Genomic DNA, 12,758 nt, shown 5'->3' with positions numbered 1-12,758 from the left:
AACGGGTCAGCGGATCCTGGCCCCGTAGACGTGGTCGACCGTCATCACCATGAGCACCCGGCGATCGGCCACCATCACCGACCGGTACTCGTCCCAGTCGGGGTGCTCCCCGGCGGCGCGGCGGTAGTAGTCCACCAGCGCCTCGACCTCGGGGCCGTGCGGGTCGGTCCCCGGCCCGGTGAGCGTCGCCACGCCCTCGGCGGTGGCCCACGCCCAGCCGTCGGGGCTGGTGACCTCCAGCGTGGCGCGCGGGTCCCGGCGCAGGTTCACCGTCTTGGCCCGCCCTTCGGTCATCGAGACGTAGATGACGTCGGCGCGCCGGTCGTAGAAGGGCATGACGGGCGACAGCTGGGGCCTGCCGTCGGACTTGATCGTGGCGAGAACGCCGAGTCGGCTCTCCGCCAGCAGGTCGCGGGGGTTGAACGGCGCTTCGGTCATGTCGGCTCCTCCGAGGACTCGCGGACCTGATCACCCCATCATGGCGCGATCAGGTGAGCAGGGTCGCCGGGCCCAGCCGGAGCACCCCGTCGTCGAGGGGGACGCAGCGCACTCCCCCGCGCCCGCGCAGCGCCTTGAAGGCCCCCTGCGCGATCACGGCGTCCATCCACGCGCACGGGTTGGCGGCCCGGTGCGCCTCGAAGCGCACCGGGCCGTCGCCGGAGTCCAGGGCGAACACGTCGTGCCGGGCCAGCCCGTCCACGTCGAACCCGCGCAGGACGACGTTGCGCCGCACGACCAGCGGACTGGGCGCGGTGGCCAGCCCGAGCTCGTCCGCCACGGCGTCGAGCGCTTCGGCGGCGAAGACGGTGACCGCGGCGAAGCGGTGCGCCGGGTGGTTGAAGTAGCGGTCGCCGACCAGGCCCAGACCCGCCCGCACCACCACCCGGTCGCGGGCGACCGGCTCGGGGTCGGGGCGCGGCCCGTCACCGGGCCGTCCCTCGTAGGCGTGCACGGACGAGACGTGCAGCGCGACGACCTCCACCGCCGTGGTCAAGCGCTCACCTTCAGCGCCCGTCTCAGCGCCCGTCCTCAGCGCTCGTCCTCAGCGCTCGCCGAGCTGCCACTCGGGCCGGACGTAGTGGCAGGTGTAGCCGTTGGGGTAGCGCTCCAGGTAGTCCTGGTGCTCCGGCTCGGCCTCCCAGAAGTCGCCGACCTGGGTGACCTCGGTGACGACCTTGCCCGGCCACTTGCCCGACGCGTCCACGTCGGCGATGGTGGCCTCCGCGATCCGCTTCTGCTCGTCGCCGTCGTAGAAGATCGCCGAGCGGTAGCTGGTGCCGATGTCGTTGCCCTGGCGGTCGCGCGTCGTCGGGTCGTGGATCTGGAAGAAGAACTCCAGGACCTGGCGGTAGCTCAGCTGGGCCGGGTCGAAGACGATCTCGATGGCCTCGGCGTGGGTGCCGTGGTTGCGGTAGGTGGCGTTGGGGACGTCGCCGCCGGTGTAACCGACCCTGGTGGAGACGACGCCGGGGTGGCGGCGGAAGAGGTCCTGCATGCCCCAGAAACAACCACCCGCCAGGACAGCCCTCTCGGTCACAGTGGCCATGTGCTCGCTCCGCTCCTCGATCCGGTCGCTTCCACCCAGTTGAACGCTCCCGCCCTCCGCATCATCCCCGCCGGGGCTGTGATCCGCGCCCCGCGCGGGGCCTCAGGCGGCGACGGCCCCACGCCTGCAAGTACCACCCGTACCCCGTCGGCGAGCGCGTGACTACCTCCCGTTCAGCCCAAAGTGGTCAACCGGTGCGCGGCGACCCGCGCGCCGTCGGTGCGCACCGCGCGGGCGACGGCTTCGGCGCGGGTCCTCACCTCCGGTCGCAGCACCCGTTCCAGCGCCTCGGCCAGCGAGTCGACCGTCGGGACGACGGGCGGGTGCGCGACCCCGATGCCGAGTTCGCCGACCCGCCGGGCGAAGTAGTGCTGGTCGTACTGCTGCGGGACGACGACCTGCGGCACCCCCGCCAGAGCGGCCGTGGTGGTGGTTCCCGCGCCGCCGTGGTGCACGACGGCCGCCACCCGCCGGAAGAGCGACCGCTGGTCCACCTCCCCGACCGACACGCAGTCGGCACCGTCGTCCGGCAGCGACAACCCCGCCCACCCCCGCAGGACGATCGCGCGCAGGCCGAGCTCCCGCGCCGCCCCGACCATCGCCTCGGCGAGCCCCTCCGGGGCGCGGACGCTGCCGAAGCCGAAGTACACCGGCGGTTCACCGGTGTCGAGGAAGACCTCCAACCCGGCGGGCAGCGACCGCCGCTCCGGCAGCAGCCAGGCCCCCGGCTGGAACACCTCCAAGTCCGGGGCCCCCGGCCACGGCGCCAAGGTCGGGTCGGCGGCGAGCCAGGGCGCGTCGGTGAGCATGTGGCCGCGCACGTCGTCGACCGGGGCCAGGCCCAGCGACGTCCGGTGCGCGTTGAGAGCCGCGCCCCAAAGATCGTTGTAGCGCCGGGCATCGGCCTCCCAGAGCCCGCGGTGGTCGTCCTCCCGCGCCGGGGCCTCGCCCAGCGTCCCCATGACCGGCGGCGCGTGGTGCGGGGAGGGCAGGACCGCCGGGCAGTAGCCCGCGTAGACGTAACCGATCCCCCGCCGCTCGGCCACCGAGCGCGCGGCGACCTGGAGCGCCGTGGCCGCCACGATGACGTCGCAGCCCTCCGCCGCCGCCAGCACGGCGTCGAACTGCGCGGCGATCGTCGCCTCGGCCATGTGGCGCCGCTGCCGCGGCGAGGGCGGGGACGACGGGCCGGGCTTCGCGGTCGACCGCAGCTCGGGCCCGACCGGTGTGAAGGGGATGCCGAGACCGCCGATCCAGTCGCCGAAGTCCGGGGGCGCGCACACGCGCGCCTCCTGGCCGAGCCGCCGCAGCTCCAGCGCCAGCGCCAGCAGCGGCTGCAAGTCGCCGCGCGAGCCGATGGTCGACAGCAGGACACGCATCAGGATTTCCCTTCGGACGAGAATGCGAGCGAACCCGTTCGCGGAAACGGATTCTGGGGTACTCCGGGGGGCTTGCCACAAGACCGACCCCGCGCTATACGTTCCAATGGGGAGAAACGCGGCACGTGCCGCATCGGCCGAAAGTACTAGACAGCTTTCGCTTGCGCTGCAACCACTTCGCCGCCGCCCTACGCTGCCGATCATGGTGACGACAACGAAGACATCGCCCCCGGCCACGATCATCGCCGCGTTCTTCGGTTTCCTGTTCTCCACGGTCACCGCGTTCGCGGGCGTGGCGTTCCTGCTCGGCGCCCGGCAGGAGCTCGTCGACGCGGTGCGCACCGCGAACCCGGAGATGACCGCCGAGCAGGCGGAGCAGGCGACCACCGTCACGATGGCGTTCAGCGCGGGCGTGATGGTCCTGGTCGGCCTGGTCTACCTGTGGCTGTCGTTCAAGCTCAAAGCCGGGCGCAACTGGGCGAGGGTCGTGCTCACGGTGATCACACTGCTGCAACTGGCCGCCGTGCTGACCGACCAGGGCACCACCGCGTTCGGCTACGTCAGCTGCGCGATCGCCGTCGCGGCGCTGGTGCTCAGCTACCTGCCCGCGTCCAACACCTACATCGCCGAGGTCAAGCGCTCCGGCTGAGCCGGACGCGCCGGGAGGCGTTCCGGGCCGTGACCCGGAACGCCCCCTCCCCCGGTCACCCCGGCTCAGTCCGAGCAGATGACGTAGGTCCTGAGCTGCCAGTTGTCCGCCACCGCACCGTTCTCGGCGGCCCCCGCACTGCCCGAGGTGGTGGTCAGCGCGGCCGTGGTGCTCAGCGCGATCCTGCCGTCGACGGCGTCACCGGGGGACGCCTCGCTCATCGTCTGGACGCCCACCCCCGTGCGCGCGCGTCCCGCTCTGCTGGCAGACCCTGCTGACGCCCCTGGTCGAAGCGGAGCCCGGCGTGGTCGTGGCCTGCTCGACCCTCATCGTGGGCGCCGCGTTGGCGCAGACGCCGAAGACGTCCAACCGCCAGCCGGGCGTGAGCCCCGGCCGCGCGGTGGCGCGGGCCGTGACGCTCTTCGGTGCCACGGAGGTGCCGGGGATGACGTCGTGCACGAGCACGCTGCCGCTGCCGCCGCTGGTGCGGAAGCCGGTCCCGTACAGCGCCCGGCTTCCCGGACACGACATCGACACCTCCTTGGTGGTGGCGGTGCTCGACGCCGTGCTCGCGGGGACGACCTGCAGGTTCGTGGTCAGCGGCCCGCAACTGGCCCACGCCGAGACGCTCCAGCTGCCGCTGAACGCGCCCAGCTCGACCGCCGTCACCCGCGCCCGGAACGGCGGGCTGCCCTCCGGCACGACCGACTCCAGCGTGACGCTGCCCGCTCCCCCGTCGATGCCCCCGCCGGGACCGTAGAGGAAGGTGCCCGTCGGGCAGTCGACCGTGATCGTCTTGCTCGCCTGCGAGTTGGACGGCGACTGCTCGGTCTCGACGGTGATCGCGGTGACCGCCTGCGCCGACGCCACCGGCAGCACCACGGGTGTCGCGACGACCACCCCCGCCACCAGTGCCGCCTTCCACGACCTGCTGCCCATGCCGCACCTCCTGTCCGCTCGACTCCGGGCTGTCCGCTCGGTTCCGGGGAGAACTCTGCGGCAGGTCCGGCCATGACGGCGGAATCCCGGACACCTCGGGGACGTCGCCGCAGCGTGCCCCCGGTGACTTGACGGGGGTGTCCGAGCTGTCCGAGGATCGCCCCGGCCGACCGGACAGGAAGGCGCACGGGTGATGACCGATGCCGGGCGCACGGCGATCACCCGGCTCGTCGACGAGCTGAAGCGGCTGCGCGACCGAGCCGGGGCGCCTTCGCTGAACCGGTTGGCGGCGCTGACCGCCGCCCTGCCGCACCCGTTGCCCCGCAGCACGATCAGCGACAAGCTCAACGCCCGGTCGTTACCGGAGTGGGAGTTCGTCGCGTCGTTCGTGACCGCCTGCGCCGCGCACGCCGAGCGGTCCGGCGTGGCGCTGCCCCCGACCGCGGTGGACCTGGACCGGTGGGCCGCGCGGCACCTGCGGATGCTGCGCGCGGTCGACGGCGCGCGCGCCGCGAGCAGGTTGGCCGCCTCCGCCCGCGCCGAGCTGGACCGGCACGCCCCGGAGACCACACCGGAGACCGCCCCGGAGCGCGTCGTGGTGGTGCCCCGGCAGCTGCCCGCGGCACCACGGCACTTCGCCGGGCGGACGGCCGAGCTGGCGGCGCTGGACCGGATCGCCGAGGACGCCGCCGAGCCCGGTGGCGCGGTGGTGGTCTCCGCGATCGGCGGAACCGCGGGCATCGGCAAGACCGCGCTGGCCCTGCACTGGGCCCGCCGGGTGGCCGACCGGTTCCCCGACGGGCAGCTCTACGTCGACCTGCGCGGTTACGGCCCCGGCTCGCCCCTGGCGCCCGCCGAGGCCGTGCGCGGCTTCCTCGACGCCTTCGCGGTGCCGCCGCGCGAGGTCCCCACCACCCCCGACGGGCAGGCCGGCCTGTACCGCAGCCTGCTGGCGGGCAGGCGGGTGCTGGTGCTGCTGGACAACGCGCGCGACGCCGAGCAGGTCCGGTCGCTGCTGCCCGGCTCGGCGGGCTGCCTGGCACTGGTGACCAGCCGCGACCGCCTCGCCAGCCTGGTCGCGGTGGAGGGCGCCCACCCGCTGCGGCTGGACCCGCTCCCCCCGGCCGAGGCGCGTTCGGTGTTGGCCGACCGCGTCGGGCCGCACCGCGTGCTGGCCGAGCCCGAGGCCGTCGACCGGATCACCGCCGCCTGCGCCGGGCTGCCCCTGGTCCTGGCGATCGTGGCCGCTCGGGCCGCCGCGCACCCCGACTTCTCCCTCGCCGACCTGGCCGCCGAGCTGACCGGGGCGCGGGCCCTGGACGTGTTCGCGGGCAGCGACCGGGCGGTGGACGTGCGCACGGTGTTCTCCTGGTCCTACCGCGGCCTGGCCCCCGCGGCGGCCCGGCTGTTCCGGCTGCTCAGCCTGCACCCCGGACCGGACGTCGGCACGGTGGCTTCGGCCTGCCTGGCCGGGGTGCCCGCCCGCGAGGCGCACCGGCTGCTGCGGGACCTCGCCGACGCGCACCTGCTGACCGAGCACCGCCCCGGCCGGTTCACCCGCCACGACCTGCTGCGCGCGTACGCCGAGGAGCTGACCGAGGAGCACGACGGCACCGAGGAGCGGCGGGCCGCCACCCACCGGCTGCTGGACCACTACCTGCGCACCGCGGACCGGGCCGCCCGCCTGGTCGACCCGTACCGGGTGACCGCCGAGCTGCCCGAGCAGGCGGCGGGCGCGATCCCGGAGCAGGTGCCCGACACCGCGCGGGCGCTGGCCTGGTTCGCCGCCGAGCACCGGGTGCTGCTGGCGGTCCTGGCGCAGGAGCACGCGGGCTTCGACGCGCAGGCGCACCTGCTGGCGAGGTCCCTCTCGACCTACCTCTACCGCGCCGGGTACTGGCACGACTGGGTGTGCGCGGAGCAGGCGGCGCTCAGAGCCGCCCGGCGCGGCGGGGACCGCCGGGGCCAGGCCGCCGCCCACCGCGGCCTGGCCCGCGCCTACCTGCGGCTGGACCGGGAGGAGGCGGCGCTGGCCCAGCTCCGGCTGGCCCTGGTGCGCTACGCCGAGCTCGACGACCGGGTCGGGCAGGCGCACACCCAGCTCAACCTGGCCGAGGTCTTCGACCGGTTCGGCAGGTACCCGATGGTGCTGCGGCACGCCCGGCTCGCCCTGGACGGGTACCGGGCCGCCGCCCACCCCGCCGGGCAGGCCAAGGCGCTCAACAGCATCGGCTGGAGCCTGAGCATGCAGGGCAGGCACCGGGAGGCCGTCGGCTACTGCCGCGAGGCCCTGGACATCCAGTTGGAGCTGGGCGACCGGGACGGCGCGGCGGACACCCTGGACAGCCTGGGCCACGTGCACCACCGGCTGCACGACCACGCCCTGGCCCGGACGTTCTACCAGCGGGCGGCCGAGCTGTTCCAGGAGACCGGCAACCGCCCCGAGGAGGGCTTCACCCTCGACCACCTCGGTGACGTGCTGGCGGAGTCGGGCGAGCCGGACGCGGCGCGGGAGACCTGGCGACGTGCGGTGGAGCTGCTCGACCGGGGTGGTCCGGCGGAGCGGGTGGACGCCATCCGAGCCAAGCTGGAGCGCGTCGGCCCGCGCTCGTCCGTCACGCGGACGGGCGGCCGGAGCCCGTACGAGGCGTTCTGAGGTCCGTCGCCAGGTGCCGCCCCTGGACCCGAACGCTCAGCTCGCGGTGTCCGAACGCGCGACTGACGGTGCCGGAACGCTCGACTCGTCCGGCGGGGCGGGGCGGTCCTTGGCCATGGTGGACACGACCAGCAGCAGCAGGCCCGCCGCCACGGCGACGGCGACGAAGACCCAGCTGAACGCGGTGATGATGGTGCCGGGGTCGTGCTCGCCGCCACCCGAGGCGATCCCGGTGTTGACGATGGCGCCGAACACGGCCACGCCGACCGCGCTGCCCGCGGACCGGGCGAAGGTGTTCATGCCGGTGACGGTGCCGCGCTCGGCCCAGTCCACCGACGCCTGCGCCGCGATCAGCGTGGGCGACGCGGTCCAGCCCAGGCCGAAGCCGATGACGAACGCCGTGAGCGCCACGGTGATCGGGTTCGGCCACGGCGCGACCACGGCCAGCGCCACCGAGCCGACCAGGGCGATGGCGCTGCCGGTGAGCGCCGTGGCCCGGAAACCCCGCCGCAGGTAGAGGCGCCCGGCGGTGGACGCGGCCAGCGGCCAGCCGAGGGTGAGCGCGGCCACGGCGAGACCGGCCAGCAGCGGGGCCGTGCCCGCCGAGCCCTCCAGGTAGGTCGGCACGAAGCTGGTGATCCCGGTCAGCAGCGCGCCGACGGCGAGCGAGGCCAGGGTGGTGGTCAGGATCAGGCGCCTGCCCAGCACCGCGAAGTCGACGACGGGCTCGGCGGCGCGGCGCTCGACCACCGCGAACGCGGCGAGGGCGACGGTGCCGACCGCGAAGCAGGCGATGCTGGGCGTCGAGGTCCACGCCCAGGCCGTGCCGCCTTCGAGCAGGGCGAGGATCACCGCGGTGAGCCCGACGGTGAGCAGTGCCGCCCCGGCGTAGTCGATGCGGTGGCGGCGCTTCTGGACGGTCTCGCGGTAGAACCGCAGCAGCGCCCACCCGGCGAGCAGGCACAGCGGGATGTTGACCAGGAAGATCCAGCGCCAGGAGGCGAACTGGGAGAACACGCCGCCCAGCGTCGGGCCGACCACCGAGGACACCGCCCACACGCTGGCGATGTAGCCCTGGACCCTGGCGCGCTCCTCCACGGTGTAGATGTCGCCCACGATGGTCATCGCCATCGGGGCCACGGCGCCCGCGCCGAGCCCCTGGACGAGGCGGAACAGGATGAGCGAGGTCATGTCCCAGGCCAGCCCGCACAGCAGCGACCCCAGCAGGAACAGCGCGATGCCCAGCAGGATGACCGGCTTGCGGCCGACCATGTCGGCGACCTTGGCGTAGAGCGGGACGCTGACCGCCTGGGCGAGCAGGTAGATCGAGAACAGCCACGGGAACCGGGTGAACTCGCCGATGTCGGCGACCACCGAGGGCACCGCGGTGGCCAGGATCGTGGCCTCGATCGCGATCAGCCCGGTGGTCAGCATGAGGGCGAACAGGATCGGCCCGCGCTCCGAACGCAGACCCACGGCGGTTGCGGTGCTGTTGGTCACCTAGTCTCCAAGTCGGTCGCTCGGCCCGCTATTCCCGGCGGCGGTACCCGGATACCGCGAGTCGCGCGTCCGGACACCACGAACCGCGCGTTCGGACACCGCGAATCGCGCGTCGGGGTGAGCCAGCGCACACCGGTCAGTCCACTGTGGACATCGTCATCCGGTGAGGCCGGTCTCGGTGACACCACGGACGAGGTAGCGCTGCAGCAGGGCGAACACCAGCACGATCGGCAGGATGGACACCGCCGCCGCGGCGAACAGCAGGGCGATCTTCGGGTTCTGCGCCGTGAGCAGGCTGGACAGCGCCACCTGGACCGTCCACGTCGAGGAGTCCTGCGCGATCACCAGCGGCCACAGGAACTGGTTCCAGCTGCCGATGAAGTCGATGACCGCGATGGCCGCGAAGAACCCCGTCGAGTTCGGGACGACCACCCGCCGGAACACCCCCCACCGGGACAGCCCGTCCAGCCGCCCGGCCTCCTCCAGCGACACCGGGAAGTCGAGGAAGTACTGGCGGAACAGGAACACGTTCAGGGCGCTGAACAACCCCGGCACCACCAGCCCGCGCAGGTCCGACAGCCAGCCCAGGCTCGACACCACCACGAAGCTCGGCACGAAGGTGACCGCGGTCGGCACCATCAGCGTCGCCACGATCGCGCGCAGGACCAGCGGCGCGTGCCGGTACGGGACACGCGCCAGCCCGTAGCCCGCGAGCGAGCACAGCAGCAACTGCCCCGCCGTCTGCAGCACGGCGACCACGGTGGAGTTCAGCAGGCTGCGCGCGAACGGGATCTCCTCGCCGGAGAACACCTCCGCCGCGGTGGACCACCCGGTGCCCAGCCCGTCGCGGACCAGCACGGCGAACGGCAGCAGGAACAGCGCCGCCGCGACCACGAGCGCGGCCCAGCGCGCGACGGCGCCGACGCGGCCCGCCGGGGTGCGGTGGTAGCCGGGGGGACGCATCAGCCCGCCCTCCGCAGCACCCGGCCCGACAGCAGCGTCGCCAGCGCGATCACCAGCGCGAGCACGACCGCGCCCGCGCTGCCCCGGCCCAGGTCCTGCCCGCCGGAGCCGAGCGAGGTGTAGTACAGGTAGACCAGGGGCGGCCGGGCGAACGGCGGGTAGCCCCTGGAGTCGCCGAGGATGTTGTAGAACTCGTCGAACGCCTGGTAGGCGTTGATCAGGTTCAGGGTGAGCACGGCGACCAGCGCGCCGCGCAGACCCGGCAGCGTGACGTGCCGGAAGGTCTGCCACCTCGGCGATGCCCCGTCGGTCCACGCCGCCTCGTACAGGTGCGCCGGGATGCGCTGCAGCGCGGCGATGAACAGGATCATGTAGAAGCCCAGCTGCAGCCACAGCCGGGCGGTGACGAGCACGACCCAGTACAGCGGCGGGTCGACCGTGCCGACCCACGCCTGCGGCTGCCCGCCGAACCAGCCCAGCGCGGTGTTGGCCACCCCGCTGTCGACCCCGGAGAACAGCGACATCTTCCACACCAGCGAGGCCACCACGTAGGAGCAGGCGAACGGCAGGAAGAACACCGACCGGAAGAACGCCCGCGCGACGCGGACCTGGTTGACCAGCAGGGCCAGCGCGAGCGCCAGCACCACCGTGGTGGGGATGACGAACGCGGCGAACACCGTGAAAGTGCCGATGCTGTCGAGGAAAGCGCGGTCGGTGAGCACGTCCGCGTAGTTGCCCAGCCCGACGAACTCGGTCGGTGTCACGGTGTTGCGCGCGTCGAAGAAGCTGAGGTAGGCGCTCCACCCGATCGGCACGTAGGTGAACGCCAGCAGCCCGGCCGCGAACGGGCCGACGAACAGCCAGAACGCGAGCGCGGCGCGCCGCCCGCTCACCTGTCCAGCCGCGCGATCTCGTCCCGCGCCACGTCCAGCGCCGTGCGCAGCTCGGCCGCCGGGTCCGCGCCTTCACGCGCGATCCGGGAGACCGCGTCCGACAGGGCGGTGTTGGCGCGGGCCGACCAGCGGGCGGGGCTGGCGATGCGCCCGCCCGCGGTGACGAGTTCGGCGATCCGCTTGCCCGGCCCGTCGCGCAGCGGCTCGGCCCGCTCCGCCAGGCTCCGCCGGGCGGGCAGGTGCGCGCCGAACGCGGTGGCGAACTCGGTCTGGTACTCCGTCTTGTCCACCCACAGCCACTTGACGTAGGCCTTGGCCGCGTCGACGTCGGCGCTGCGCGCGTTCACCATCGCGCTGTACGCGCCCACCGGCACCGATTCCGCGCCGTCGGCGTCCAGGCGCGGGAACGGCAGCACGCCGACGTCGTCGCCGTGCGCCTCGGTGATCTTGGGCAGGTTCCACAGGCCGGTCCACTGCATGGCGGCGAGGCCGTCGACGAACGCGCCGGGGTCGGCCCAGTCGGTCGGCGCGCCCAGCAGCAGGCCGCCGCCCCGGTGCAGCTCGCGCAGCTTGCCGAACACCTCGGCGGCGCGCGGGTCGTCGAAGCCGGGGGCCTTGCCGTCCTCGGACAGCAGGTCCAGGCCCGCCGACCACAGCAGCGGCGCGGTGAGCACGCCGACGCCGCCGTCGTTGCCCGCGAACAGGCCGCGCACGCCGTCGGTGGTCAACCGCCGGGCCGCGTCCAGCAGCTCGTCGACGGTCCGGGGCGGGGTGAGCCCCGCCTTCTCCAGCAGGCTGGGCCGGTAGTACAGGACCTGGGTGTCGATGGCCTGCGGGATGCCGTAGAGCTCGCCGTCGACCGTCTGCGAGTCCAGCAGCGCCCGGACGAAGTCGTCGCGGGTCTGCCCCAGCAGGTCGCCCAGCGGCACCACCTGTCGCTGCCGCACCCAGTCGACCTTGACCTGCGCCTCGAACACGTCGGGCACGGCGCTGTTCTGCAGGGCGGTCATGATCTTGGAGTCGTAGTCGCCGGGGTTCCACTGCACCTCGACCCGCGCGTCCGGGTAGGCGGCGGCGTAGCGCCGCACCGCGTCCTGGACGCCGTCCTCGCCGTAGGCGTGGTACCAGTGGCGCAGCGTCCCCTCGGCGGACCCCTCGCGGCCCGTGTTGGACCCGCAAGCGGTCAGCCCCAGTAACCCGGCGACCACGAGGAACGACCGACGGTCGAGCTCGACGCCCATCCCGCTACCTCCCCGACTCGGTTGTGGGGAAAGTATCGAACCGGGGTGATCACGTGTCGAGCGTTCCCACCAGGGGGGAGGACCGGTCAGGCCGCGTCGACCTCGTCGAGGAAGCCCAGCAGGGCCTTCGCCAGCTCGTCCGGCGCCTCCAGGGCGGCGTAGTGCCCCACACCTTCGAGTGACACCGCGCGGAGCTGCCCCGAGGTGACCCCGGCGAAGGTGTCGGCCGTGAAGTCGCCACCGCCCGCGCCGACCGCGAGCACGGGCACGCGCAGCGGGCGCTCGGCGGCCAGCGCCGCGATGTCCGGGCCTTCCCGCAGCATCGACCGGTAGAGGCCGACAGCGCCCCGGAGGCCGCCCGGCCGCGAGTAGGTCCTGGCGAACTCGTCGACGTCGGCTTCGGTGATCGCCCCCGGCGTCGCGCACAGCGCCGGGAACGCGAAGCGGGACAGGAACTCGCGCTCCCGCCCGGCCAGCAGCAGCTCGGCGATGCCGGGCGCGGCGAGCACACCGATGTGCCAGCTGCCGCCCCGCGTGACGTCGGCCAGCGCTTCCAGGCCGAAGCCGGGCAGTCCCATCTCGATCGCGGTGAAGCTGCGCACGTGCTCGGGGTGCGCGGCGGCGAGGCGGAACAGGGTCGCGCCGCTGATGTCCTGCCCCACCAGGTGCACCGGGCCGACGCCGAGCAGGCCGATGAGCTGGTGCAGGTCCTCGGCGGCGGTGGCGCTGTCGTGCTCGTCGGTCGCGGTGGCGGAGTCGCCGAAGCCGCGCAGGTCCACGGCGAACACCCGGTGGTGCGCCGCCAACAGCGGGATGAGCTCGTGGAAGGCCCACCAGCTCTCGGGGAACCCGTGGACCAGCAGCAGCGGGGACCCGGTGGTGCCCGCTTCGACGTAGTGCAGCCGGGTTCCGTTGACCTCCACGTGGTGGTGCGCGACCTCGGACAGGGTGGCGGGTGCGGTGTTCATGACGTCCTCAAATAGACAACTCGG

General features: G+C 73.6%; 13 protein-coding genes. 2 read left to right on the top strand and 11 right to left on the bottom strand.

All coding sequences use genetic code 11. From position 1 onward, the window contains the following. Positions 1-6: 6 nt before the first annotated feature. The 4 genes from JOF41_RS09555 to JOF41_RS09540 all read right to left on the bottom strand — a co-directional run bounded on the left by JOF41_RS09555 (position 7) and on the right by JOF41_RS09540 (position 2,925). Complete coding sequence (locus tag JOF41_RS09555) at positions 7-438, bottom strand: PPOX class F420-dependent oxidoreductase (RefSeq protein WP_189226339.1); 432 nt, start codon at positions 436-438, stop codon at positions 7-9. 49 nt (positions 439-487) lie between these two features. Next, positions 488-994, bottom strand: coding sequence for an MOSC domain-containing protein (locus JOF41_RS09550; protein WP_209617912.1), 507 nt, complete (start codon positions 992-994; stop codon positions 488-490). 48 nt (positions 995-1,042) lie between these two features. After that, positions 1,043-1,546 carry a peptide-methionine (S)-S-oxide reductase MsrA gene (gene msrA / locus JOF41_RS09545; RefSeq protein ID WP_189226341.1) on the bottom strand — a complete coding sequence of 168 codons (504 nt, stop codon included), beginning with the start codon at positions 1,544-1,546 and terminating at the stop codon, positions 1,043-1,045. A gap of 173 nt (positions 1,547-1,719) precedes the next feature. After that, positions 1,720-2,925, bottom strand: a complete 1,206-nt coding sequence (locus JOF41_RS09540; RefSeq protein ID WP_209617910.1) for a glycosyltransferase — start codon at positions 2,923-2,925, stop codon at positions 1,720-1,722. A gap of 202 nt (positions 2,926-3,127) precedes the next feature. Here JOF41_RS09540 and JOF41_RS09535 point away from each other — a divergent pair, with 202 nt between their 5' ends. Beyond that, positions 3,128-3,574 carry a hypothetical protein gene (locus JOF41_RS09535; RefSeq protein WP_229796162.1) on the top strand — a complete coding sequence of 149 codons (447 nt, stop codon included), beginning with the start codon at positions 3,128-3,130 and terminating at the stop codon, positions 3,572-3,574. A 65-nt stretch (positions 3,575-3,639) separates the two neighbouring features. Here JOF41_RS09535 and JOF41_RS09530 read toward each other — a convergent pair whose 3' ends face one another. Together JOF41_RS09530 and JOF41_RS09525 are read right to left on the bottom strand one after the other, a co-directional pair. Further along, a complete protein-coding gene (locus tag JOF41_RS09530) occupies positions 3,640-3,795 on the bottom strand; it encodes a hypothetical protein (RefSeq protein ID WP_209617908.1) in 156 nt (51 codons plus the stop codon). Beyond that, the gene (locus JOF41_RS09525; RefSeq protein ID WP_209617906.1) at positions 3,773-4,513 is read right to left on the bottom strand and encodes a hypothetical protein; all 741 of its coding nucleotides are present in this window, start codon (positions 4,511-4,513) and stop codon (positions 3,773-3,775) included. Before JOF41_RS09525 ends, JOF41_RS09530 begins: the two co-directional genes overlap by 23 nt. A gap of 193 nt (positions 4,514-4,706) precedes the next feature. Between JOF41_RS09525 and JOF41_RS09520 the strand changes: the two genes are divergently transcribed. Further along, a complete protein-coding gene (locus JOF41_RS09520; protein ID WP_209617904.1) occupies positions 4,707-7,169 on the top strand; it encodes an ATP-binding protein in 2,463 nt (820 codons plus the stop codon). A 36-nt stretch (positions 7,170-7,205) separates the two neighbouring features. Here JOF41_RS09520 and JOF41_RS09515 read toward each other — a convergent pair whose 3' ends face one another. The 5 genes from JOF41_RS09515 to JOF41_RS09495 all read right to left on the bottom strand — a co-directional run bounded on the left by JOF41_RS09515 (position 7,206) and on the right by JOF41_RS09495 (position 12,734). Next, positions 7,206-8,669 carry an MFS transporter gene (locus JOF41_RS09515; protein WP_229796163.1) on the bottom strand — a complete coding sequence of 488 codons (1,464 nt, stop codon included), beginning with the start codon at positions 8,667-8,669 and terminating at the stop codon, positions 7,206-7,208. Between the two features lie 156 nt (positions 8,670-8,825). Beyond that, positions 8,826-9,632, bottom strand: a complete 807-nt coding sequence (locus tag JOF41_RS09510) for a carbohydrate ABC transporter permease (protein ID WP_189226345.1) — start codon at positions 9,630-9,632, stop codon at positions 8,826-8,828. After that, positions 9,632-10,525, bottom strand: a complete 894-nt coding sequence (locus tag JOF41_RS09505; RefSeq protein ID WP_189226346.1) for a carbohydrate ABC transporter permease — start codon at positions 10,523-10,525, stop codon at positions 9,632-9,634. Before JOF41_RS09505 ends, JOF41_RS09510 begins: the two co-directional genes overlap by 1 nt. Further along, the gene (locus JOF41_RS09500) at positions 10,522-11,766 is read right to left on the bottom strand and encodes an ABC transporter substrate-binding protein (protein ID WP_209617891.1); all 1,245 of its coding nucleotides are present in this window, start codon (positions 11,764-11,766) and stop codon (positions 10,522-10,524) included. The genes JOF41_RS09505 and JOF41_RS09500 overlap by 4 nt, the downstream gene beginning before the upstream one ends. Positions 11,767-11,852: 86 nt before the next feature. After that, positions 11,853-12,734 (bottom strand): alpha/beta fold hydrolase, encoded by an 882-nt coding sequence (locus tag JOF41_RS09495; protein WP_209617888.1) that lies wholly within the window; start codon positions 12,732-12,734, stop codon positions 11,853-11,855. Positions 12,735-12,758: the final 24 nt, after the last annotated feature.

This window comes from Saccharothrix coeruleofusca (assembly GCF_017876325.1).
GTDB classification, from domain to species: Bacteria; Actinomycetota; Actinomycetes; order Mycobacteriales; family Pseudonocardiaceae; genus Actinosynnema; species Actinosynnema coeruleofuscum.
This window is presented reverse-complemented; position numbering and strand designations above follow the sequence as displayed.

Coding starts and splice junctions, on each gene's coding strand:
- JOF41_RS09555 (WP_189226339.1), bottom strand. CDS start 438: ATGACCGAAGCGCCGTTCAACCCCCGCGACCTGCTGGCGGAGAGCCGA.
- msrA (WP_189226341.1), bottom strand. CDS start 1,546: ATGGCCACTGTGACCGAGAGGGCTGTCCTGGCGGGTGGTTGTTTCTGG.
- JOF41_RS09540 (WP_209617910.1), bottom strand. CDS start 2,925: ATGCGTGTCCTGCTGTCGACCATCGGCTCGCGCGGCGACTTGCAGCCG.
- JOF41_RS09535 (WP_229796162.1), top strand. CDS start 3,128: ATGGTGACGACAACGAAGACATCGCCCCCGGCCACGATCATCGCCGCG.
- JOF41_RS09530 (WP_209617908.1), bottom strand. CDS start 3,795: ATGAGCGAGGCGTCCCCCGGTGACGCCGTCGACGGCAGGATCGCGCTG.
- JOF41_RS09525 (WP_209617906.1), bottom strand. CDS start 4,513: ATGGGCAGCAGGTCGTGGAAGGCGGCACTGGTGGCGGGGGTGGTCGTC.
- JOF41_RS09520 (WP_209617904.1), top strand. CDS start 4,707: ATGACCGATGCCGGGCGCACGGCGATCACCCGGCTCGTCGACGAGCTG.
- JOF41_RS09510 (WP_189226345.1), bottom strand. CDS start 9,632: ATGCGTCCCCCCGGCTACCACCGCACCCCGGCGGGCCGCGTCGGCGCC.
- JOF41_RS09500 (WP_209617891.1), bottom strand. CDS start 11,766: ATGGGCGTCGAGCTCGACCGTCGGTCGTTCCTCGTGGTCGCCGGGTTA.
- JOF41_RS09495 (WP_209617888.1), bottom strand. CDS start 12,734: ATGAACACCGCACCCGCCACCCTGTCCGAGGTCGCGCACCACCACGTG.